We start from the raw sequence: 21,082 nt of genomic DNA, 5'->3' as shown, positions 1-21,082 counted from the left end.
CTTTTAGCAGCAACTCAAATCCAGGCGACTGCCAACAACCCTGCCCCCAACACCACACACAACGGCGAATACGCCCAGGTGTCGAGCCGGGCAAACTTCGAATCCTTCACCTGCTTGAAGAACCCCATCAGATGCGAATCGCCGATCGCCCTGGCGAACATCAGCATCGCAATGGCGCTGATCACCCATTGCAGCGACCAGTGCTGCACCGTCGGCAGATACAGCCCGACCCGCAAGCACACCAGCATCGCAATCAGCAGCAACCCCACCGCCACCAGCAACGTGGCAAAGCCTGAAGGTTTGAAGGCCGGCTTGGATTCCCCGCCGCCCTCTGCGGATATTCGCGGGACCGCCGCCTCGCTACCCAACTTGCCACCTGCCGCCCAGTACAGGTGGATCAGGCTGATCAACAGGAAGATGGCAGCCATCCATTGCGCGATCAATAGGCTCATGTTCGGACTTCCAGCGTGAAATGTCGCAGCAGGATGAACTTACTTGCACGATTTTGTAAGGGTATTCGTCAGCAATGGCGGACGGCCACCAGCACTGATCGCTGACTTTGTTCCGCCATGGCCCACTTTTTACTTCAATTCTGCAGACACCTTGTCGGCCACATCCTTGGGCACCCATGCCTGCCACACTTCCGGGTGCGCCTTCATGAACGTCTGCGCCGCCTGCCGTGGCGGAGTGTGTTTTTCGCTCATCTCGGCCAGTGCCTTGTTCAATGGATCGATGGGCAAGTCGACCTTGGTGAAGAACTCGACAATCTGCGGATACTGTTTCTGGAATGGCGTGGACACGCCGATGGACAGCTTCGAGGGCAGTGAGCGCGTCGGTTTCGGATTCGGGTTGTCGGCGTCGGTCAGGGTTTTCCAGGCATCGGCGTCGAACGGCGGCTCTTCGAGCTGAATCAGTTTGAAGCGGCCGAGCAAAGGTGTTGGCGACCAGTAATAGAACAGTACCGGTTTGCCGCGTCGAATCGAAGAACTGATCTCCGCATCCAGTGCTGCCCCTGAACCGCTGCGGAAATTCACATAGCTGTCGTCCAGCCCATACGCCTTGAGTTTCTGTTTGTTGACCACTTCCGACGTCCAGCCGATCGGGCTGTTGAGGAAGCGCCCCTTGCCCGGGGTTTCCGGATCGCTGAACACGCCTTTGTATTTCGGCAGGTCGCTGACACTGCGCAGGCCTGGCGCCAGCGGCTTGATGCCTTTCGCCGGGTCGCCTTTGATCACATATTCGGGTACCCACCAGCCTTCGGTGGCGCCCTTGACCGTATCGCCGAGACTCGCGACTTTGCCTTCTGCCTCCGCCTTGACCCAGACCGGACTGCGACCGGCCCATTCTTCGCCAATCACCTGAATGTCATTGTTGGCCAGCGCGGTCTCCAGGGTGATGGTCGTCCCCGGCAAGGTATCGGTCGGCAGCCCGTAGCCCTTCTCGACGATGATCCGCAGGATATCGGTGATCAGGCTGCCGCTTTCCCAGTTCAGGTCGGCGAAGTGGATCGGCGCCTGGGCAGCGAACACCGAAACGGGTGAAGCCAACAATCCGAAAGTGGCCAGGGTAGCGGCCAGCAACCGTCGAAATCCGTTCATGCTTTTGCACCTCGTGCTGTTCACAGCAATAGCAGGATGGCCTGGCAGAAGACCGCAAAGCCTCTGAATACTCAGTCCACTGACTGTAGTAGAGGTTCCTGCTTTCGAGGGAGGTCAATCAGTTTTCGGAAGGTTCCTGCAAGCGCGCCAACGCCCTTCGTACCATGCTGGCGTACTCCGCCGGACGCAACGTATAGATCTGTGACGCCACCCAACCCAGCCATGCACCTTGCAAAACAGCCTTCTGGTCGAACATCCGCTGGGCTTCGGCTTGCGCACTGGCCTGGTTCTGTTCGTGGAAGTCGGCACGGGTCAGGGTCATTATTCGCTGGCCTTGAAGGTGACCAGTTCCCCTTTGCGCCACTTGGCCGCCTTGGCGGTCACGGCTTTCAGGGTTTTGGTCAGGCCTTCCTGCAACTGTTGGTGAGCGGCGAACACCATCACCACGCTATGACCTTCCTTGAACACAATCCCGTGGCCATCAGCGGTGGTGACGAACGCGTAATCACCCAGGCCGTACACCGTCAGTTTGATTTCACGGAACTTGATGTCCAGCTTGCCGCCTTCGCGGCTGGGCAATACAGAGGCGCTGAAATGATCGCCGACCTTGAGTTTAAGCCCCGGTTTGTCATCAACCACCAGCGCCTCTTCGGTGTCGATCTCGGCAATATAAATGCCTTCAGCGTTCTGTTCGGTGATGTAAACAAAACGTGACTGGAACTGTTTAACCAGCTTTGCGCGCAAATCACCCAGCACGAACAAAGCATGCATATCGAGATTACTTACTGCCAAGGAAACATCCCCACATATGAAAATGATGCTGCACGCTAAAACAGCGCACAGCAGAAAAAAGCGGCAATGCCGAAGGTGTCGCAAAAAGACCCGGGTTGAAATCCTGAAACGAGCAGAGGGCTCATCCATCGCGAGGCTTGAGAAGACTACTCGAACAGCACTCACGTCGTCTTGCCTGGCGTTCGTCAGAGGTTGAAGGAAAAAGCCCTTCCGACGGCCAGAAAAACGGGACTACCAACTTTAGGGAAAAATCTCTTTAACAAAAGCACTTTTCCGACATATCGCCAGCAAAAAATTGCTTTAGATGAACATCGATCGCCAAACACTGACGGTGATTCTAGAGCAGCGATGCTCTTCGAGACTACCCAAAACCACGTACGCACGTCGGTAAAACAACGAAAAGGACTTCATATGTGCACGCTGACACATTTTGCTCACCCTCAGGCGCCTAACACGAACAGCTCGACAACACTGCCCCCCGGGATGTTTCAACCGCATGAATACTACCCTGAAGAGCCCGCCCGGCCACGCTTTCAGGTCATTCTGGCCGGCAATGCCTTTTTTCATATCAAGGAAACTTCCACCGGTCGCGTCAGAGGTTTCCGCGGCAATCATAACGAAGCCTGCGCTCTTGCGCGCTCGCTCGAGTTACGCGATTGACGGTTCCGCCACGTTCATTTCCATAGACGCTTCGTCATGCCGGCGACTTAACTCAGCCGCCAGCATGCAACTACTGCCATACTGCCCGACCAATGAAACCCGTCCACAGGGCGGGCGGCGTTCAAAACATCAGAATATTTTCAAGGGAAGGCGGCTACGTGACGGAATTTGATATCGGTGAATTTTTTATCCGGGGCGAAGCCAGAGAAGTCGAAGGCGAATTCCAGGCAGTCATTATCATGCGCGCCAAACCACCGCTGACCACCGTGACCTATCACCAGGTCGAGAAGGATCGCTGGTTCAAGACCTCGGACGTCGCCGCCGTTGCCGCCCAGGACGCCGCCAAGGCACTGAAGGTTGCCGTCGATGAAGGTGCATTGAAAGCCTGATAGTCGGTTTGCAGTCTATGCTCACCTCTGCTTTTGAACATTGCCATCGAACTCCTGAAGCGCGGCTCTCTCAGATGTATTGAAGCCGCCCCTCAGATCTCGCACTCGACGCGACTCGCAAGGAGATGAACATGGATTCACCGACACACGACTTGAAAGGTTTGTTCGACCAACTCGGCCTGGACTCCAGCGAGAAGGCCATCGACGATTTCATTGCCAGCCATTCCCCCCTGGCCGATGACAAGAAACTCATCGATGCCGAGTTCTGGACCCCGCAGCAAGCCGGCTTCCTGAAAGAACAATTGCGTGAAGACGCGGATTGGGCGCGGGTGGTCGACGACCTGAACCTGCGAATGCATCAGATCCACTAGCCCACATATCTTGAGTCAACGAAAAACCTGTGGCGAGGGGATTTATCCCCGTTGGACTGCGTAGCAGGCCCATGTTTTGGGGCCGCTTCGCGACCCAACGGGGATAAATCCCCTCGCCACAAAAGCCGGCATCGCGCGTCTAGCGAGGATTTTCGGGTTTATAGCCCAACCGCAAACCACCCCAATGCCGGCCCTTGAGCATGATGGGCACCGAAAGGTCGTGCATCAGTTCCCCAGTGTCGCGGGTATAGGTTTGCAGCAGTACGGCCTGTTGATGGCTGCCACAGCGAATCCCGGTGCGATCGGCGAATTTGCGTTTGGTGCGGTTCTGCAAGGTATCGACCTGGGCATCACCGGTCAGGGGTTGGCTGAAGACCTTGTTGTGGGTCGGCACATAGCCCTGCTGCGTACAGGCGATGGCGAACACCAGGCCTTCATGACGCGGCAACAAGGGCTCCTGGATCGCCGGCAAGACCTGATCGGCGTAGCGATCGAAGCGGGTCTGGTACTTGGCCGGGCTGGTGCCGGGAATGGTTTGGTAATTGCGGTCAAACAGGTCATCGAGGCTGACGCGGCCCTCATCGATATCCGCTTCGAAACGCGCTGCGATCTGACTCGCGCCTTCACGGGCCAGGTCATAAATCCGCTGGTGATAGTCATCCAGCCCGACTTCGGCGAGGCGTTCGCTGATGGTTTCGGCCTGACCTTCCATTTGCACGGCGGCTTGGGCCAGACGCTGGGTCTGTTGATCACTGATCGCCAGATCGCTGCGCATCTGTTCGATGGCGTGAAACAGGCTATCGAGTTGTTCGCGGTTGGTGTCGGCGCCCCTGGCGATTTCCCCGACCTGGCTTTCGACACCGGCAGCCAGACGCGCAATGTTCTCCAAGTGCTGACCAGTGTGCTCGACCTGCTCGACACCGGTGTCGAGGTCGCTGGACAGTTGACGGATCTGCTCCACCACTTGCGCGGTACGGTGCTGAATATCAGCGACCATTTCCCCGACTTCGCCGGTGGCCGTCGCCGTGCGCGCGGCAAGACCGCGAACCTCATCGGCCACCACCGCAAATCCGCGACCATGCTCGCCGGCCCGCGCCGCCTCGATAGCCGCGTTCAATGCCAGCAGATTGGTCTGGCTGGCGATGGACTGGATCACCAGGGTGACCCGTTGGATATCATCACTGCGCAGGCTCAGGGCTTCGATCAGTTCACGGCTGTTACTGGCGCGCTGACTGAGTTGATGCATACGGGCGATGGACTCGATCAGCTCCGTACGTCCCGCCGCGCTGCTCCGATGAGCCTCGCTGGCCGCGCTGAGCGCTTCCCGGCTGAGTGTCGAGGTGGCTTGTTCGGTCGCGATCATCACTTCGGCGTTGCTGACAATCTGCGCCGCGGCACCGAGCTGCGACTGCAGTTTGTCGGCCAGTTGCTTGACCGAAAAGGCCACACCGGCGGCAGACAACGCGTTATGACTGGTGGTGTAGGAAAGATCGCGAGTCAGCTCGGCAATCGCGCTGGCGCTGTCGATGGGCGTTGCCTCAGGGATGGCGCGCGAGCGTAAGCGAGGTAGCCAGATCACCAGCACCGCCAATGGCAGGCCAAGGTAAAGCGACCAGCCGCCCAGCGTCATGCCGCACAACAAGAGCATCAGGGCGATGCTTTGCAGGGTCGGCGTCAGCCAAAGGTTTTTCGGCAAAAGCACGGGTGCAGACGCTGCTGCAACCAGAGATCCGTCACGCGTCATCTTCGTCACCCCACCCATAATTCTAATTGTTGTATCGGCATTAAACGCCACTACAAGGCCATTATCTATGGTCCATTAGTAGTGGGTATTGCAGCAGATCAATAGAAGCACGCGGGTTTTTCGCAGACGAAAAAAAGCATCGCGGGCAAGCCTTGCTCCTGACAGGAGTGAGGCTTGCCCGCGATGCGGGGCGTTACGAAATCAGGCCTGACGCTGGTGCTTGTCGATCTGTTCGTGACGCTCTTGAGCTTCGATGCAGTACTTGGTGGTCGGGCTGATCAGCAGGCGCTTCAGGCCAATGGCCTCGCCGCTGTCGTCGCACCAGCCGAAGCTGTCTTCCTTGATGCGTTCCAGAGCCTGTTCCAACTGAGGCAGCATGCGCTGGTCGCGATCGATCGCGTTCACCAGCCAGGTGCGCTCTTCTTCAACAGAAGCAGCGTCGGCCGGATCGGCCGGGGTGTCCAGGCTTTCGATGGCGATGCGGTTCTGTTCGATGCGCTCATGGGTTTCGACTTTCATGTTCTGCAACAGCTCAGAGAAAAAAGCATGTTGCTCGGCATTCATGTAGTCATCCGCCGGCATGGCCAGCAACTTGTCCTTTGTCATTGATATCTCTATAAAAAAACGTGCATTAAGGCGAATTAGGGAGCGTTCCGGCGGACCTGGGTCGGCCATCGGAACGGCGCCGTTTAATTCCAAGCGCCACCCGGCACTCAATTTACGAGGGGCGGCAGTCTAAGGCCGACTTGAGGCCTCAGCAACTGAAAAGACAGCGAATTCGTCCGACAAAGCCCTGAAAGTACTCTATGGCAGTCTTTGCAGTGGTTATCGGAGTGCGTTTATAGCAAGAAATTCAATCGAGCGGCTGTATATAGAAGACAAATGGTTACGCCACGCGGGTCAGGCGTGGCGCATTGGCTGCTTTATCTGTGGCTCAGCGCTTGAGTTTGCGCTTGTTGCGGTACTGATCGATGACCACTGCCACCACGATGATCAGGCCTTTGATGATGTCCTGAATGTAGGCATCGACGCCGACGAAGGTGAAACCGCTGGCCATGACCCCGAGGATCAGTGCGCCGATGACCGTGCCGGTGATGCGCCCTACTCCGCCGGCCAGGCTGGTGCCGCCGATCACTGCCGCGGCAATCGCGTCCAGCTCATAAGACATGCCCATCCCGGCCTGCCCGGTCGCGGCCCGTGCCGACGCCACCACACCCGCCAGGCCAGCCAGCAAACCGGCGATGCTGTAGACGATCACCAGATGCCGCTTGACGTTGATCCCTGAGGTACGCGCCGCCTGCATGTTGCCGCCGATGGCGTAGGTGTACTTGCCGTACTTGGTGTAACGCAGGGCGATGTGAAAGATCACCGCGACCACCAGGAAAATGATCACCGGCATCGCGCCGTGTCCGATCGCCGTGTAGGAATCCGAGAGCATGCTCACCGGTTGGCCTTCGGTGTAGTAACGCGCAAGGCCACGGGCCGAGACCATCATGCCGAGAGTGGCAATGAACGGCGGGATGCCGGTGATGGCAATGATGCTGCCATTGATCGCCCCTGCCAGCAGCCCCACCCCGAGCCCGGCAATTACCGGGATCCACACCGGCAAGTCAGTCAGTGACGGGAACACCGCCCGGGCGAAGTCCGACGTCTGGGCCAGGCTGGCAGCGATCATCGCCGACAGCGCCAGCACCGAGCCGGAAGACAGGTCAATACCCGTGGTGATGATGACCTGGGTCACGCCGATCGCCAGCAGGCCGATGATCGACACCTGCAGAATCATCAGCACCAGACGCTGGGAGTTCATCAGGAAACTCTGGTCGCGCACGATCCAGCCAAACACTTCGAAAACCAGGCCGATGCCAATCAGCACCAGAAAAATACTCAACTCGGTCGGAAAGCGCCGGCGACTCTTGACCGGTGCGGTTGCTGGCTTGTTTTCCAGTATCGCGTTCATAAACACTCACCCTTCTAAAAAATCCGGCATCGAATACATACCTGTGGCGAGGGGATTTATCCCCGTTGGACTGCGCAGCAGTCCCATTCTTTTGGGGCCGCTTCGCAGCCCAACGGGGCGGTGCGACGTTTCGCTAAATCCCCTCGCCACAGAATCCCTGTTCACCCTTGGACTCTGCTCACCCTTGACTCAATGGCGTACGGACATGCCCGAGGCCAATTGCATCACTCGTTCCTGGGTCGCTTCGCTGCGGTCGAGGGTGCCCATCAGGTCGCCCTCGTGCATGACCATCACCCGGTCGCTCATGCCGAGCACTTCCGGCAGTTCCGAGGAAATCATGATCACCGCCATGCCTTCGCTGGCCAGGTAGGAAATGAGCCGGTAGATCTCGGCCTTGGCGCCGACGTCGATACCGCGGGTCGGCTCGTCGAGAATCAGGACCCGTGGATTGGTCATCAGCCAGCGCGCCAGCAAGGCTTTCTGCTGATTACCGCCGGACAAGGTGTCGATGCACTGCTCCAGCGACGGGGTTTTGACCCGTAGCTTCTTGCACATGTCCTCGCACAAGGCGCGCAGGGCTTTTTGCTGGATGAAACCGTGGCCGGCGTAATGTGGCAACACCGCCATTTCCATGTTCTCCAGCACCGACAGGCACGGGAACAGGCCGCTGAGCTTGCGGTCTTCGGTCAGTAGCGCGAAGCCCTTCTCGATCGCCATGTGCGGATCGCTGATGCGCACCACTTCGCCGTCGAGACGCATTTCGCCGCCGTCGCTCGGGGTAATGCCGAAAATCGCTTCGGCGACGTTGGTCCGCCCCGAGCCCATCAACCCGGCGATGCCGAGGATCTCGCCGGCATGCAGATCGAAAGACACATCCTTGAAAATGCCCTCCAGTTTGAGGTCGCGCACCGACAGCAGCAGATCGCCAATCGGCTTTTCACGCACCGGGAACAACTGGCTCAGCTCGCGGCCGACCATCATCGAAATCAGGCTGTCGCCGTCCATGCTGTCGGCACGTTGCAGGCCGATGTAGGCGCCGTCACGGAACACCGCCACTTCATCGGCGATGCTGAACACTTCGTTCATTTTATGGGTGATGTAGATGATGCCTTTGCCCTGACTCTTGAGGTCGGCAATGATCGAGAACAGATGCGCGACTTCCTTGTCGGTGATGGCCGAGGTCGGTTCATCCATGATCAGGATGTCGGAATCATAGGACACGGCTTTGGCGATCTCGACCATCTGCCGTTCGGCGATGCTCAGGTTGCCGACCAGCTCTTCTGGATCGAGGTTGATCCGCAGGCGTTCCAGCAGTTTCGCCGTGCAGCGATGCATTTCACGGTGGTCGATCATGTGGAAACCGTTGAGCTGCTCACGGCCGATCCAGATGTTCTCGGCGATGCTCATGTGCGGCATCAGGTTGAGTTCCTGGTGGATCATCGCGATTCCGGCCTGGAGCGCAGCCAATGGCGTTTCGAAGACCACCGGTTTGCCTCTCAGGCGCAGTTCACCGGCGTCCGGCTGATAGATGCCGGCAATGATTTTCATCAGGGTGGATTTGCCCGCGCCGTTTTCGCCCATCAGGGCCAGTACGGAACCGGGGCGTACCCGAAGCTGCACATCGGACAAGGCCACCACACCGGGAAATCCCTTGCTGACGTTGATGATCTCCAGCAGGTACGGCTCATCGACAAGTGTTGCAGCTGGCTGGATACCCACCAACGGGGTGCTCGAAGCAGTCGCTGAAGCGAACATGATCAGGTACTCCATCAGCAAGGTCGCGGTCGCAACCTTGCGTGTTTATTGTTGTTATTGAACGGACGGGCTATTTGAACGTGTCGACGTTTTGCGGGGTGATCAAGCGGTATGGCACCCACACGGCCTGTTCAACCGGCTCGTTTTTGGCCATTTTCACGGCGGTGTCGATCGAACCGTCCGCCTGCCCCTTGGCGTCCTGGAACACCGAGACGGCCATGTTGCCTTTCTTGATCGCGTTCAGACCGTCCGGCGTTCCGTCGACACCGGCGATCAGCACACTGCCTTTCTCGACGCCGGCCTGTTGCAGGGCCATTGCAGCACCAATGGCCATTTCGTCGTTGTTGGCGATCACCGCGTCAAACTTGCGGCCTTGGGTCAGCCAGTCGTTGACCAGGGTCATGCCCTTGTCCCGCAGCCAGGTGCCGGTCTGCTCTTGCTCGATCTTGATGTTCGGGTATTTGGCCAGAACATCTTTGACGCCCTTGGTGCGGTTGGTGGTGGAGTTGTTCGCGAGGTCGCCCAGCAGAATCACGATGTCACCCTTGCCGCCCATCTTGTCGGCCAGGTATTGCATCTGCATTTCACCGGCCTCCAGATCGTTGGAGGCGACAGTGACCACGCCTTTGGGCAGCTTCAAGTCATCGGGGCGGCGGTTGACGTAGACCAGCGGGATGCCGGCCTTGACGGCGGCTTCAGTGATTTTCTTGGTGGCGGCGGTATCCACCGGGTTGACCACGATGGCATCGACCTTCTGGCTGATGAAGCTTTCGACCTGGCTCAACTGCTTGACCACGTCGCTGCGGGCGTCTTCGAATTGCAGCTGCACGCCCTCGGGATAGGACTTGGCTTTCTTGTCCATGGATTCGCGCAGGTAGGTCAGCCAGGTGTCATCGAATTGGGACATGCTGACGCCGATCTTCATATCGGCGAGCGCCGCGCCACTGGCGAACATCAGGGACAAGGCAAGCGAGGCGAAGCGGATCTTGGTCTTCATGAAAAGTCTTTCTCCACATTCTTGTTGGTTTTATGGATGAGGCGTGACGATTTCAGTAAGCAGGCAAGCGGGAAAAGGGTTGAAACAGGTTGCGAGGCAGGTCGCTGGAAATGACTCTATTAGAATATAATTTCTATATCAACTCATTTTAGAATTTTATTCTGATTTTATTCCATGGCTCTTGAACGGGCTCAATTCCACCACTTGATGCCGCTCGGCGCTCAGTCGCGCAGCGTCTAGAACGCGGGTGGTCGCCAGTGCATCACGGGCCTCCACAGGCAGTGGGCCACCGCTCTGCAACGCGGTTTGTAGCTGTAAATAGAACTGATTCCAGCAACCGCGCTCGGAGGGCACCCGCTCGCGCACTTCGCCCTGTTCGAACCAGCCCCAGCGGCGATGCTCTTCAACGCCCCAGCGTTCACCTTCGGATTTCGGCGAGAGCCCGGCGAGCGCCGATGCTTCTTGCCCGTCCAGGCCATCGACGCTGTAACAGCCTTGGCTGCCGGTCACCCGAAAGCGCGGGCCGGGGGTGTTTTGCAGGCAGCTGCCGCCCAGGTGTGAGGTCACGCCACTGGCATGGGTCAGGGACATAAAGAAGCCGTTATCGAAGGCCTGGCCTTTTTCCAGATAATCCAGTTCGGCGTAGACCCGTGTCACCGGGCCGAACAACAGCAACGCCTGATCCACCAGATGGCTGCCCAGATCGCGCAGGAAGCCGCCGCCACTGCCGTTGTTCACCGCCTGCGGTGAGTAACGCTCGATCCGCGATTCGAAACGGGTGACCTGGCCCAATGCACCGGATTCGATGAGTTTGCGCACGGTCAGGAAGTCCGAATCCCAGCGACGGTTCTGGTAGACGCTGAGCTGCACACCCTGGCGCTCGGCCATGGTGATCAGGGTCTGGGCTTGCTGCGCGTCAGCGGCGAATGGTTTGTCGCTGACCACCGCCACACCGTGTTCGATGCCATCGAGCACCAGTGCCGGACGCCCCTTGAGCGGGGTGGACACCACCAGCACATCGATCCCGGCCTCCACCAGTTGGCCGATGCTGTCGAACGCCAGCACCCCTGGGTGCTCGGCCGCCAGCAACTGTCGACGTTCCGGTGAACGGGTGACCACACCCACGAACGTCGCCGCCGGCAAACTGCTGATCAGCGGAGCATGGAAAAACCGGCCGCCATGGCCGTAACCGACAAGTCCGATACGCATATTGTTCTCCTGATGATCGTTCCCACGCTCTGCGTGGGAATACATCAATGGACGCTCTGCGTCCGCTTTTGGGACGCCGAGCGTCCCGGGCTGCATTCCCACGCAGAGCGTGGGAACGATCATTACCGGGGGTTAGCCGTAGAAGTGTGGGCGGTCAGGGAGGGCAACTTTGACGATGGCCCCGCTGCTCTGTGCTTCGATGCACGCGTCTGCTGCGACGGCAGCGGCGAAGCCATCCCACGCTGACGGGCCACCGACCTGCCCGGCCCGCACACCATCGATGAACGCCTGCAACTCAACGTCGTACGCGGCAATAAACCGATCCTTCCAGTCCATCAAAATCGCGTTGGACAACTTCGCCCCGCTGCGCAACTGAACCTGCGACGGCTCCGGCAGTTTGGCGATGCCGGTCTCCCCCACCACTTCGCACTGGATGTCGTAGCCGTATTGGCAATTAACGAACACTTCCACATCGATGCGCGTGCCCTTGGCGGTTTCCAGCAGCACGATCTGCGGGTCTTTCAAATGCGCGAGGGCCTTGCTGCTTTTGCGTGGGAACACCACTTGCACCGACACGTAATCGTCGTCGAGCAACCAGCGCAGCACATCCAGTTCATGGATCAGCGTGTCGGTAATCGCCATGTCGGTCTTGTAGTTCTCGCCCACGGTCGGGTTGCGGTGCGCGCAGTGCAACATCAATGGCTCACCAATCTGACCGCTGTCAATCACGGCTTTGAGTGCCCGATAGCCTTCGTCATATGGACGCATGAACCCGACTTGCACCAAGCGTTTGCCATAGGCCACTTCGGCTTCGACGATTTTGCGACAGCCTTCAGCGGTGACCGCCAGCGGCTTCTCGCAGAACACCGGCTTACCCGCCGCAATCGCCGCCAGCACGAACGCTTCGTGGCTCGGGCCCCAGGAGGTGACGAGGATCGCTTCGACTTCCGGCGCCTTGATCAGCGCGTGGCCGTCGGGATAAACCTCGGCGGTCAGCTTCAAGTCGGAAACGACCTTCGCCGCTTGCTGCAAGTTGATGTCGGTCACCGCAACGACCTGGCTATTGAGCAAGGTCTGGCTGCAACGACGAATGTGGTCCTGGCCGATGGCCCCGGTGCCGATGACGCCGATCTTTAAAGACATTTAATGACTCCTAGATTTGTTGTTGTTCGTTCAGGGCAATCAATACTGACGGGCCTTGGCCAGTCGTTCATTCAGGGTCTTGGCCACCGCATCGGTGCGGGCGCTGGTGGAGACTTGCGCCACGCCGACCCGCCACCACGACAGGTAGCCGTGAATCATGGTTTTGGGCAGAACCTTGATGTCGATCAGCGTCGACACCGTCTGCAAGCGCGCATCGGCCAATGCGGCTTGCAGTTCTTCAACCGTGTTCACTTTGTAGGTCTTGCAGCCATAGGCCGCCGCGCTCATGGCGAAATCCACCGGCACGAAACCACCGTCGAGCTTGCCGGTTTCAGGGTTGCGGAACCGGAATTCGGTGCCGAAGCTGTCCATGCCGTTGCCCATCTGCAGGTTGTTGATGCAACCGAAGGTCATGTTGTCCAGCAACACCACGTTGATCTTGCGTCGCTCCTGAATCGAGGTCGCCAGCTCCGAGTGCAGCATCATGTAAGAGCCGTCGCCGACCAGCGCATAGACCTCGCGATCCGGCTCGGCGAGTTTCACGCCCAGTGCGGCGTTGACCTCGTAACCCATGCAGGAATAGCCGTACTCGACGTGATAGGTATTCACCCCCTTGCTGCGCCAGCTGCGCTGCAAGTCGCCGGGCAGGCTGCCGGCGGCGGCGACGATCACGGCGTCATCGGCGAGGGTTTCGTTGAGCACACCGAGCACGCGGCTCTGGGTCAGGCAGGAACCGGTCAGTTCGATGAATTCGCGCAGCACCGCCGGGTCCATGTGGTCGTTGATTTCCGGGATGAAGTCTTTGCTCTGGTATTCGACCTGATAGAGACGGTCGACTTCCTCGTCCAGTTGCGCCTTCGCCTGACGCGGTTGATCGCCCCACGCAGAACGGTAATCGCCCAAGGCTTCAGCCAAGGCTTGCAAGCCGACTTTGGCATCCGCCAGCAGTTGCACGCCGTCGAGCTTCAGGGCATCGCACGGGCTGATATTGAGGTTGAGAAATTGCACCTCCGGATGCTGGAACAGGGATTTCGACGCGGTGGTGAAATCGCTGTAGCGGGTGCCGACACCGATGATCAGATCCGCATCCCGGGCCAACAGATTCGCCGCCAGGCAACCGGTTTCGCCAATCCCGCCAACGTTCAGCGGGTGACTGGACACCACCGCACTCTTGCCGGCCTGGGTTTCGGCGAAGGGAATATCGAAGCGCTCGGCAAACGCCTGCAAGGCGGCATTGGCGCCAGAGTATCTGACACCGCCACCGCAAATGATCAGCGGCTTGCGCTTGCCTTTGAACAGTGCCAGCGCATCACCCAGCATCGCTTCAGTCGCCGGACGACGTTCGATGCGGTGCACGCGTTTTTGCAGGAAATAATCGGGGTAGTCGTAGGCCTCGGCTTGCACATCTTGCGGCAAGGCCAGGGTCACCGCGCCGGTTTCGGCAGGGTCGGTGAGCACGCGCATGGCGTGGATCGCCGCCGTCATGAGTTGCTCGGGACGGTTGATGCGGTCCCAGTATTTGCTCACGGCCTTGAACGCGTCGTTGGTGCTGATACTCAGGTCGTGGAACTGCTCGATCTGTTGCAGCACCGGGTCCGGCTGGCGACAGGCATAGACATCGCCGGGCAACAGCAGCAAGGGAATGCGGTTGGCGGTCGCCGTCGCGGCGGCGGTCAGCATGTTCGCCGCGCCTGGGCCTACGGATGAAGAGCAGGCGTAGATCTTGCGCCGCAGGTGTTGCTTGGCGAAACCGATGGCCGCGTGGGCCATGCCTTGCTCGTTGCGACCCTGATGGACGATCAGGTCGCCGCTGTCCTGTTCCAGGGCCTGGCCCAGGCCCAACACGTTGCCGTGGCCGAAAATGGTAAAGACCCCGGCGACGAATTTGCTTTGAACCCCATCGACCTCGATGTACTGGTTATCGAGGAATTTCACCAGGGCCTGGGCCATGGTCAGTCTTGTAGTGGTCATATCCGATCCTTCAATACACGAAGAAACCCTGTGGGAGCGAGCCTGCTCGCGATGGTGGCGGCACATTCAACATTGATGTTGCCTGACACACTGCAATCGCGAGCAGGCTCGCTCCCACATTGGATCTCCATCAACCTGATAACAGTGTCAGGCCAGGGATTTTTGCAGGTGATCCATGCTCGCGCCGATCGCCTGCTGGATATCCGCCAGGCCATGGACGCTGTCGGCAAACGGTTCGAACGACAGGTAGCCGCTGTAACCGCTGCTGAGCAAGGTGTCGATTTGCGTCGCGTTGCCGAGGATGTCGCCCTCGCCCACCAGCACCCGATGGCCGTCGCGAATGCTCGCCAACGGTGCTTCGGCATCTTCGACACCGGAGATGTGCACCAACCCAGTCAGTTCGGGAAAGAATTCATGCTCGCTGGCCAGGTGATGGTGAAAGGTGTCGTGAACCAGACGGAACACATCCAGCCCGCCGATGGCCTTGATTGCGTCCACCGCCGTGCGCTTGCGGCGCAGCGAGCACTCTTCGAAACCCAGCGGTTCGATGAAACCGAGAATGCCGTGTTCGCGCAGGATCGGCGCCAGTTCAGTCAACGCCGTGCGCAGACCCGAAGCACGTGCGGCCTCGTTACGCGGGTCGGCACGCTCGTTGAGCGGGCACATGACCAACCCTTGAGCGCCGCAATCACGGGCATAAGCGGCCAGCTTCAAGGCCTGTGCGCGGCGCTCGTCATTCCACACATCAAACGGATACAGCGCGTTGATCGACAGCACGGTAATGCCTTTGGCGGCACACAACTCACGGACGCGCTCGGGGGCGGTGCCGTCTTCAATCTCGACGCCTTTAAGGTCGTTGCGAATTTCGATGGCGTCGGCCTTGAGGGTCACCGCCAACTCGATGAACGCGGGCAGGGACAAACGTGGGGCGACCATACGGTTCAGGGCGAAACGCAGGGGTTTGCTCATTATTGTTGTTCTCCGCACAGGTGAATTAGTTGGCCGTCGGCATGCTGAATTCAGGGCCCTTGGCAATGCTGTCAGGCCAGCGTTGCATCACGCTTTTGTAGCGGCTGTAGAAGCGGATGCCTTCTTCGCCGTAAGCGTGGTGATCGCCGAACAGCGAGCGTTTCCAGCCGCCGAATGAGTGCCAGGCCATGGGCACCGGAATCGGCACGTTGATGCCGACCATGCCGACCTTGATCGTGCGGGCGAAGGCCCGGGCGATGCCGCCGTCGCGGGTGAAACAGGACACGCCGTTGCCGAACTCGTGGGCGTTGATCAACGCCACGGCGCTGGCGAAATCCGGCACCCGAACGATGCCCAGCACCGGACCGAAAATTTCCTGCTGGTAGATGCTCATCTCGGTCGTGACGTTATCGAACAGTGTCGCGCCGACGAAGAAGCCGTTCTCGGCGCCCGGCACCTTGAAATTGCGGCCATCGACAATCAGCTGCGCCCCCTGGGCTACGCCTTCGTCGATGAAACCTTCGACTTTGGCCTTGTGCTCGGCGGTCACCAGTGGCCCCATGTCGCTGTCGCCCTTCAGACCGTTGCCGACCTTGAGCTGATCGATACGCGGCAGCAGTTTGGCAATCAGTTGGTCGCCGACATCGCCCACCGCCACGGCAATCGAAATCGCCATGCAGCGCTCGCCGGCCGAACCGTAAGCCGCGCCGATCAAGGCATCCGCCGCTTGATCCAGATCAGCGTCAGGCATGACGATCATGTGATTTTTCGCCCCGCCCAGCGCCTGCACGCGCTTGCCGCGGGAGGTGGCTTGCTGGTGGATGTACTCGGCAATCGGCGTCGAGCCGACAAAGGAAATCGCCTCGATGTCCGGGTGTTGCAGCAACGCGTCGACGGCGGTCTTGTCACCCTGAACCACGTTGAACACACCGTCCGGCAACCCGGCTTCGCTCAACAGACGGGCCATCAGCACACTGGCGGACGGGTCGCGCTCGGACGGCTTGAGGATGAAGCAGTTACCGGTGATCAGCGCCAGCGGGATCATCCACAGTGGCACCATCACCGGAAAGTTGAACGGCGTCACGCCAGCGCACACGCCCAGCGGCTGACGCAAGTTCCAGTTATCGATGCCGCCACCGATGTTGTCGCTGAAATCGGTTTTCAGCAGGTTCGGCGCACCGCAGGCGTACTCGACGATTTCGATGCCCCGGGTGACTTCGCCCTTGGCGTCCGAAAACACCTTGCCGTGTTCGCGGCTGATGATTTCGGCCAGTTCATCGTGATGTTGGTCGAGCAATTCCTTGAACTTGAACATCACCCGCGAACGGCGCAGGGACGATTGTTCGGACCAGGCCGGAAAGGCTTTCAGGGCCGAGGTGACGGCCTCATCGACGGTCTTCTGGCTGGCCAGCCCGACGCGTGCCTGGACGCTGCCGGTGGCCGGGTTGAAGACGTTGCTGAACCGTTCGCTGCTGCTGTCTTGCACTTGACCGTGGATGTAATGGCCGATGATCGGGGCGTTGCTCATTGATCGTGTTCTCCGTGCAGAGGTTGGAATTCAGGCTTTTAGTTCAGAGATCAAGCAGCCAGCTGTGCTGCGGATCGTTATGGAACTGCCAGACGCGCTTGGGTCCGGCCATCACGTTCAGGTAGTACGACTCGTAGCCGTACGGCACGCTGACCGGGTGATAGCCTTTGGGCACAACCACGAGATCGCTGTTTTCCACGGCCATGGCCTGATCGATGCTGCGGTCATCGGTGTACACCCGCTGGAACACGAAGCCCTGAGGCGGGTTGATCTGGTGGTAATAGGTTTCTTCGAGAAAACTCTGGTGCGGTAGGTCGTCGGTGTCGTGCTTGTGCGGCGGGTAGCTCGACGAGTGACCCGACGGCGTGCGCACTTCCACCACCAACAGCGAATGGGCCGGCTCGGTGTCCGGCAGAATGTCGCAGACGTAACGGGTGTTGGCGCCTTTGCCGCGCACGCTGCGCTTCATGCTGTCGGGTTTGATCAGCCGTGGGCCGAGGCTGTTGGTGGTCGAACCGGGCGCGGCGCACACGGCGATTTGCACATCGCTGAGCGCGACCACTTGCGCCTGACTGCCGGGAGGCAAGTACGCGGCGAAGGGTGATTTGTCTTCGAACACCGACTGACGATCACCGATGTTGTCCCAGTCGAACGCACCCTGCCCCGGCGCTTCACCCTTGATGCTGACCCGGCCGCTGAGCAGCACCAGGCACAGCTCTTTATCACCGGCCGACACCGGCAAGGTCTCACCCAGGCTCAAGCGATAAGCGGCGAAGCCGACGTATTCCAGCTCACCTTTGCCCAGCTCGACCATGGTCCGGCCACGGGCGTTGCTTTTGACCAGCAGGCTCATAATGCAATCCTCTCGTCGAGCAGCGCACGCAAGGTGTCGTAGCCTTTTTTGGCGTAGACATAACTGGGCGCCACCGCCGGGTCCTGTTCCGCTTCGACCACCAGCCAGCCGTGGTATCCGGCCGCCAGCAGCACGTCGAGCAAGGCACCGAAATCGATGTCGCCATCGCCGGGCACGGTGAAGGTGCCGTTGATGATGCAGTCCGGGAAGCTCCACAAGTTGTTGCGGGCCAGTTGCACCACCGGTTTGCGCACGTCCTTGAAATGCACGTGACAGATGCGTTCGATGTGTTTGCGCAGCACCTGCAACGGTTCGCCGCCACCCATGTAGCAATGGCCCGAATCGAACAGCAGACCGACTTCGCTGCCAGTCAGCGCCATCAGTTTGTCGATGTCTGCCGGGGATTCGACGTAGGCGCCCATGTGATGGTGGTAGGCCAGGCGCACGCCTTGGGACAAGGTGAAGCGCGCCAGTTCGGTGAGCTTGTCGGCGTATTCCTGCCAGGCGTGTTCGGTGTGGAAACGCGGGCGTTCAACCAGAGGAATGCGCTGACCTTGAATGGAGTCGGCGACTTCGCCATACACCAGCACCTTGGCGCCGTTTTTGGCCAACAGCTCGACATGGCTGCCGATGGCGTCGATTTCTTCGGCCACCGAGCGACGGGCCAGACGGCTGGAATACCAGCCGGACACCAGCGCCAGGTCGTAAGGGCGCAGTACATCGCCGACACCCTTGGCGTCCTTGGGGAATTTGCCGTTGAGTTCAAAACCTTCGTAGCCGATTTCCTTGCCTTCGCTCAGGGCGGTGCTCAGCGGCGTCTCGCCACCGAGGGACGGCAGGTCGTCGTTGCTCCAGGAGATCGGGTTGATGCCAATTCGAATAGCGGGCATGGCTGCACCTTTTATTGTTTTACACAAATCAGTAAGAACGACGCTGGACCCTTGTGGGAGCGAGCCTGCTCGCGATAGCGGTGTGTCAGGCGACTTTAATATTGACTGTCAGTCCGCTATCGCGAGCAGGCTCGCTCCCACATTGGTTTTGCGGTGTTGCGTCAGGCGCGGGCTGTGCGCCAGGCATCGATCAGTTCAACGAACGTGCCCTGCACCTGGCGGATCAACGTTTCATCGTCGATTTCACCGGCCATCCACGCGCGGCTCGGCTCCTGGAAAATCGTCCGGCCGACTGCAAACCCGCGGCACGTCTGGCTCTGGCTGGCCTGTTGAAACCCTTCGGCCAATGCCGCTGCCGGTGCATTCAGCCCCAGCAACACCACGCCTCGGCAGTACGGATCACGTTCCTGAATCAATTCGTCGAGTTGTTTCCACTCCTCGGCGCTCTGCGCTTCGATCTTCCACCACGCCGGGTAAATGCCCAGGTTGTAGAGGCGTTTGAGCGCGCGATACAGCACGTCCGGATGGGTCGACGGATGATCCTTGGGCGGGATGATTTCCAGTAGCAGTTCATGACCGCTGACCTGGGAGGCCTGGTACAAACCCTTGATCTGCGCTTCCTGCTCCAGTCGCAGCAGCGGTTCATCGTCGGGGTGGAATTGCACCAGGCACTTGATGATTTGTTCCTGCGGCCAGGCGATCAGGTTGCTGCCGATGGAGCGCCCATGCTCGAAGGCCAATGGCCGCGAACCCTGCACTTCCACCGGACGCGCCACCCACCAGCCACGGCCGGTGGCGGCGTTCAGCGAGTCCTGGCCGAAGCGTTGATCAGCCAGCAGCCCGACATCGGCCTCGATGCCCTGCTCGCGCAAATCGGCTTCGACCCGCTCCACAGCCTTGATAAACAGTTGCTTGAGTTCGCCGATGGCGCTCAGGTCGCGACCGCCCTTGTGCGCCAGTTCCACCAGTTGCCCGCGATGGTCGAAAGCAAAAATGAACAGTTGCTTCCACTGTTTGCGCGGCACGCTGACCTGATGCAGACGCTGCAACACCGCGTCCTGATCCGGCCGGGTAATCGGCACCGGACTGTTAAACAGATAGTCGAGTTCGGCGCGGGTCGGCATGGCCGGCGCGCAGGCATGGCGCGACACCACCAGACCACCACAGGCATTGGCCAACTGGCAGCAGCGCTCGTCGCTCGCGTCTTCCAGCCAACCGGCGAGGAAGCCCGACATGAAGGCATCGCCAGCCCCCAGCACATTCAACACTTCCACCCGAACGCCGGGATAAATGGCGCCGTCCTCCAGACGTTCCGGGATCACTCCGTGAATCACCGTGCAGCCCTGCGGGCCGAGTTTGACCACCAGGGTCGCCGCGCTCAGGCGCCGCACATTACGCAGCGCGGTGAGCAAATCCTCGGAGCCGCCGGCAATCAAAAACTCTTCTTCCGTGCCGACGATCAGGTCGAAACGCGGAAGGATTTTCTGCACATGCTGGCTGACGTTCTGGTCGGCGACGAAACGGGTTTCGCCGTCGGCCTTGCCGGCCAGGCCCCAGAGTACCGGGCGATAGTCGATGTCCAGCACCCGTTTGACGTTGTGCTTCTCGGCGTAATCCAGCGCCTGAATGCTCGCCTTGTAGACGCCGTCGGTGGAGAAATGGGTGCCGGTGATCAGCAAGGCTTTGCTGGAAGCGATAAAGGCTTCGCTGATGTCTTCGGCCCGCAGCGCCATGTCGGCGCAGTTTTCGCGGTAGAAGACCAAGGGAAAGGTTTCGCGATCCTTAAGGCCCAGCAGAACCATGGCGGTCAGGCGCTCCGGATCGACCTTGATGCCGCGGACATCGCAACCTTCGCGGGTCAGGGATTCAACGAGGAAGCGGCCCATGTGGTCGTCCCCTACCCGGCTCAGCATCGCCGATTTAAGGCCCAGCCGAGCGGTGCCAAAAGCGATGTTGGCAGACGATCCGCCGAGGTATTTGGCGAAGCTGTTCACATCCTCCAGCCGCGCGCCGACTTGCTGCGCATAGAGGTCGACGCCTAGGCGCCCCAGGCAAATCAGATCCAATTGACGCCCACTGGCAAAACGAGTCTGGCCCATGCTGGCTCCTGTTATTTTTATCAGCCTGTGTTCGGGGCGATGGCCGCGCCGAACACTCTTGGTGGATGCAGACTAAAACGTCTGGGACCGAACAATCAATAATTATTCTAAATATTTTTTACGTGGAATATTTTTTCCAATAAACTTTGCTACAGGC

At 59.5% G+C, this 21,082-nt stretch carries 20 protein-coding genes; 3 read left to right on the top strand and 17 right to left on the bottom strand.

From position 1 onward, the window contains the following. Window positions 1–14: 14 nt before the first annotated feature. The 4 genes from IB252_RS07040 to IB252_RS07025 all read right to left on the bottom strand — a co-directional run bounded on the left by IB252_RS07040 (window position 15) and on the right by IB252_RS07025 (window position 2,390). Window positions 15–452 (bottom strand): DUF3995 domain-containing protein, encoded by a 438-nt coding sequence (locus IB252_RS07040; protein WP_192407764.1) that lies wholly within the window; start codon window positions 450–452, stop codon window positions 15–17. 129 nt (window positions 453–581) lie between these two features. After that, window positions 582–1,598, bottom strand: a complete 1,017-nt coding sequence (locus IB252_RS07035) for an ABC transporter substrate-binding protein (RefSeq protein ID WP_192407762.1) — start codon at window positions 1,596–1,598, stop codon at window positions 582–584. A 118-nt stretch (window positions 1,599–1,716) separates the two neighbouring features. After that, window positions 1,717–1,920, bottom strand: a complete 204-nt coding sequence (locus tag IB252_RS07030) for a hypothetical protein (RefSeq protein WP_046048120.1) — start codon at window positions 1,918–1,920, stop codon at window positions 1,717–1,719. After that, window positions 1,920–2,390, bottom strand: coding sequence for a hypothetical protein (locus IB252_RS07025; protein ID WP_008151679.1), 471 nt, complete (start codon window positions 2,388–2,390; stop codon window positions 1,920–1,922). Before IB252_RS07025 ends, IB252_RS07030 begins: the two co-directional genes overlap by 1 nt. A gap of 411 nt (window positions 2,391–2,801) precedes the next feature. On the opposite strand from IB252_RS07025, the gene IB252_RS07020 reads away from it, so the two are divergent. The 3 genes from IB252_RS07020 (at window position 2,802) to IB252_RS07010 (ending at window position 3,810) form a co-directional block, all read left to right on the top strand. Then, window positions 2,802–3,050 (top strand): hypothetical protein, encoded by a 249-nt coding sequence (locus tag IB252_RS07020; protein ID WP_111452117.1) that lies wholly within the window; start codon window positions 2,802–2,804, stop codon window positions 3,048–3,050. Between the two features lie 158 nt (window positions 3,051–3,208). Then, entirely contained in the window at window positions 3,209–3,439 is a 231-nt protein-coding gene (locus IB252_RS07015) for a hypothetical protein (protein WP_008151675.1), read from the top strand. Window positions 3,440–3,570: 131 nt separating this feature from the next. After that, a complete protein-coding gene (locus tag IB252_RS07010) occupies window positions 3,571–3,810 on the top strand; it encodes a DUF2789 domain-containing protein (RefSeq protein WP_033057641.1) in 240 nt (79 codons plus the stop codon). Between the two features lie 139 nt (window positions 3,811–3,949). On the opposite strand, the gene IB252_RS07005 is transcribed toward IB252_RS07010, so the two are convergent. The 13 genes from IB252_RS07005 to IB252_RS06945 form a co-directional block, all read right to left on the bottom strand. Next, window positions 3,950–5,554 carry a methyl-accepting chemotaxis protein gene (locus tag IB252_RS07005; protein ID WP_192407760.1) on the bottom strand — a complete coding sequence of 535 codons (1,605 nt, stop codon included), beginning with the start codon at window positions 5,552–5,554 and terminating at the stop codon, window positions 3,950–3,952. Window positions 5,555–5,755: 201 nt separating this feature from the next. Further along, the gene (locus IB252_RS07000; protein ID WP_007907888.1) at window positions 5,756–6,160 is read right to left on the bottom strand and encodes a TraR/DksA family transcriptional regulator; all 405 of its coding nucleotides are present in this window, start codon (window positions 6,158–6,160) and stop codon (window positions 5,756–5,758) included. Between the two features lie 328 nt (window positions 6,161–6,488). Then, window positions 6,489–7,511, bottom strand: coding sequence for an ABC transporter permease (locus IB252_RS06995; protein WP_008153855.1), 1,023 nt, complete (start codon window positions 7,509–7,511; stop codon window positions 6,489–6,491). A gap of 189 nt (window positions 7,512–7,700) precedes the next feature. Beyond that, the gene (locus IB252_RS06990; protein ID WP_192407758.1) at window positions 7,701–9,266 is read right to left on the bottom strand and encodes a sugar ABC transporter ATP-binding protein; all 1,566 of its coding nucleotides are present in this window, start codon (window positions 9,264–9,266) and stop codon (window positions 7,701–7,703) included. Window positions 9,267–9,336: 70 nt separating this feature from the next. Further along, window positions 9,337–10,263, bottom strand: coding sequence for a sugar ABC transporter substrate-binding protein (locus IB252_RS06985; protein WP_192407756.1), 927 nt, complete (start codon window positions 10,261–10,263; stop codon window positions 9,337–9,339). A gap of 156 nt (window positions 10,264–10,419) precedes the next feature. Further along, complete coding sequence (locus IB252_RS06980; RefSeq protein WP_192407754.1) at window positions 10,420–11,472, bottom strand: Gfo/Idh/MocA family protein; 1,053 nt, start codon at window positions 11,470–11,472, stop codon at window positions 10,420–10,422. Window positions 11,473–11,604: 132 nt separating this feature from the next. Continuing rightward, on the bottom strand, window positions 11,605–12,615 hold the full coding sequence (locus tag IB252_RS06975) for a Gfo/Idh/MocA family protein (protein WP_192407752.1): 1,011 nt from the start codon (window positions 12,613–12,615) through the stop codon (window positions 11,605–11,607). A 39-nt stretch (window positions 12,616–12,654) separates the two neighbouring features. Beyond that, complete coding sequence (gene iolD, locus IB252_RS06970; protein ID WP_192407750.1) at window positions 12,655–14,586, bottom strand: 3D-(3,5/4)-trihydroxycyclohexane-1,2-dione acylhydrolase (decyclizing); 1,932 nt, start codon at window positions 14,584–14,586, stop codon at window positions 12,655–12,657. A 147-nt stretch (window positions 14,587–14,733) separates the two neighbouring features. Next, a complete protein-coding gene (locus IB252_RS06965) occupies window positions 14,734–15,555 on the bottom strand; it encodes a TIM barrel protein (protein WP_192407748.1) in 822 nt (273 codons plus the stop codon). A 25-nt stretch (window positions 15,556–15,580) separates the two neighbouring features. Beyond that, window positions 15,581–17,083: a CoA-acylating methylmalonate-semialdehyde dehydrogenase gene (locus IB252_RS06960; protein WP_192407747.1), complete on the bottom strand. Its 1,503-nt coding sequence runs from the start codon at window positions 17,081–17,083 to the stop codon at window positions 15,581–15,583. Window positions 17,084–17,126: 43 nt separating this feature from the next. After that, complete coding sequence (gene iolB, locus IB252_RS06955; protein ID WP_192407746.1) at window positions 17,127–17,936, bottom strand: 5-deoxy-glucuronate isomerase; 810 nt, start codon at window positions 17,934–17,936, stop codon at window positions 17,127–17,129. Next, window positions 17,933–18,826: a myo-inosose-2 dehydratase gene (gene iolE / locus IB252_RS06950; RefSeq protein ID WP_192407745.1), complete on the bottom strand. Its 894-nt coding sequence runs from the start codon at window positions 18,824–18,826 to the stop codon at window positions 17,933–17,935. Before iolE ends, iolB begins: the two co-directional genes overlap by 4 nt. A gap of 161 nt (window positions 18,827–18,987) precedes the next feature. Next, complete coding sequence (locus IB252_RS06945; RefSeq protein WP_192407744.1) at window positions 18,988–20,925, bottom strand: bifunctional 5-dehydro-2-deoxygluconokinase/5-dehydro-2-deoxyphosphogluconate aldolase; 1,938 nt, start codon at window positions 20,923–20,925, stop codon at window positions 18,988–18,990. Window positions 20,926–21,082: the final 157 nt, after the last annotated feature.

The sequence above is a fragment of the Pseudomonas sp. PDM10 genome, assembly GCF_014852295.1.
Lineage (GTDB): Bacteria > Pseudomonadota > Gammaproteobacteria > Pseudomonadales > Pseudomonadaceae > Aquipseudomonas.
Note: the sequence above shows the minus strand (reverse complement) of the source record. Positions and strands in the feature narration are given on the sequence as shown.

What these genes read in the sequence shown, in the direction of transcription:
- IB252_RS07005 (WP_192407760.1), bottom strand. Translation starts at nt 5,554, where the DNA reads ATGACGCGTGACGGATCTCTGGTTGCAGCAGCGTCTGCACCCGTGCTT.
- iolB (WP_192407746.1), bottom strand. Translation starts at nt 17,936, where the DNA reads ATGAGCCTGCTGGTCAAAAGCAACGCCCGTGGCCGGACCATGGTCGAG.
- IB252_RS07030 (WP_046048120.1), bottom strand. Translation starts at nt 1,920, where the DNA reads ATGACCCTGACCCGTGCCGACTTCCACGAACAGAACCAGGCCAGTGCG.
- IB252_RS06960 (WP_192407747.1), bottom strand. Translation starts at nt 17,083, where the DNA reads ATGAGCAACGCCCCGATCATCGGCCATTACATCCACGGTCAAGTGCAA.
- IB252_RS07020 (WP_111452117.1), top strand. Translation starts at nt 2,802, where the DNA reads ATGTGCACGCTGACACATTTTGCTCACCCTCAGGCGCCTAACACGAAC.
- IB252_RS06980 (WP_192407754.1), bottom strand. Translation starts at nt 11,472, where the DNA reads ATGCGTATCGGACTTGTCGGTTACGGCCATGGCGGCCGGTTTTTCCAT.
- IB252_RS07000 (WP_007907888.1), bottom strand. Translation starts at nt 6,160, where the DNA reads ATGACAAAGGACAAGTTGCTGGCCATGCCGGCGGATGACTACATGAAT.
- IB252_RS06990 (WP_192407758.1), bottom strand. Translation starts at nt 9,266, where the DNA reads ATGTTCGCTTCAGCGACTGCTTCGAGCACCCCGTTGGTGGGTATCCAG.
- IB252_RS06975 (WP_192407752.1), bottom strand. Translation starts at nt 12,615, where the DNA reads ATGTCTTTAAAGATCGGCGTCATCGGCACCGGGGCCATCGGCCAGGAC.
- iolD (WP_192407750.1), bottom strand. Translation starts at nt 14,586, where the DNA reads ATGACCACTACAAGACTGACCATGGCCCAGGCCCTGGTGAAATTCCTC.
- IB252_RS06995 (WP_008153855.1), bottom strand. Translation starts at nt 7,511, where the DNA reads ATGAACGCGATACTGGAAAACAAGCCAGCAACCGCACCGGTCAAGAGT.
- IB252_RS06945 (WP_192407744.1), bottom strand. Translation starts at nt 20,925, where the DNA reads ATGGGCCAGACTCGTTTTGCCAGTGGGCGTCAATTGGATCTGATTTGC.
- IB252_RS07010 (WP_033057641.1), top strand. Translation starts at nt 3,571, where the DNA reads ATGGATTCACCGACACACGACTTGAAAGGTTTGTTCGACCAACTCGGC.
- IB252_RS07040 (WP_192407764.1), bottom strand. Translation starts at nt 452, where the DNA reads ATGAGCCTATTGATCGCGCAATGGATGGCTGCCATCTTCCTGTTGATC.
- IB252_RS06965 (WP_192407748.1), bottom strand. Translation starts at nt 15,555, where the DNA reads ATGAGCAAACCCCTGCGTTTCGCCCTGAACCGTATGGTCGCCCCACGT.
- iolE (WP_192407745.1), bottom strand. Translation starts at nt 18,826, where the DNA reads ATGCCCGCTATTCGAATTGGCATCAACCCGATCTCCTGGAGCAACGAC.
- IB252_RS07035 (WP_192407762.1), bottom strand. Translation starts at nt 1,598, where the DNA reads ATGAACGGATTTCGACGGTTGCTGGCCGCTACCCTGGCCACTTTCGGA.
- IB252_RS06985 (WP_192407756.1), bottom strand. Translation starts at nt 10,263, where the DNA reads ATGAAGACCAAGATCCGCTTCGCCTCGCTTGCCTTGTCCCTGATGTTC.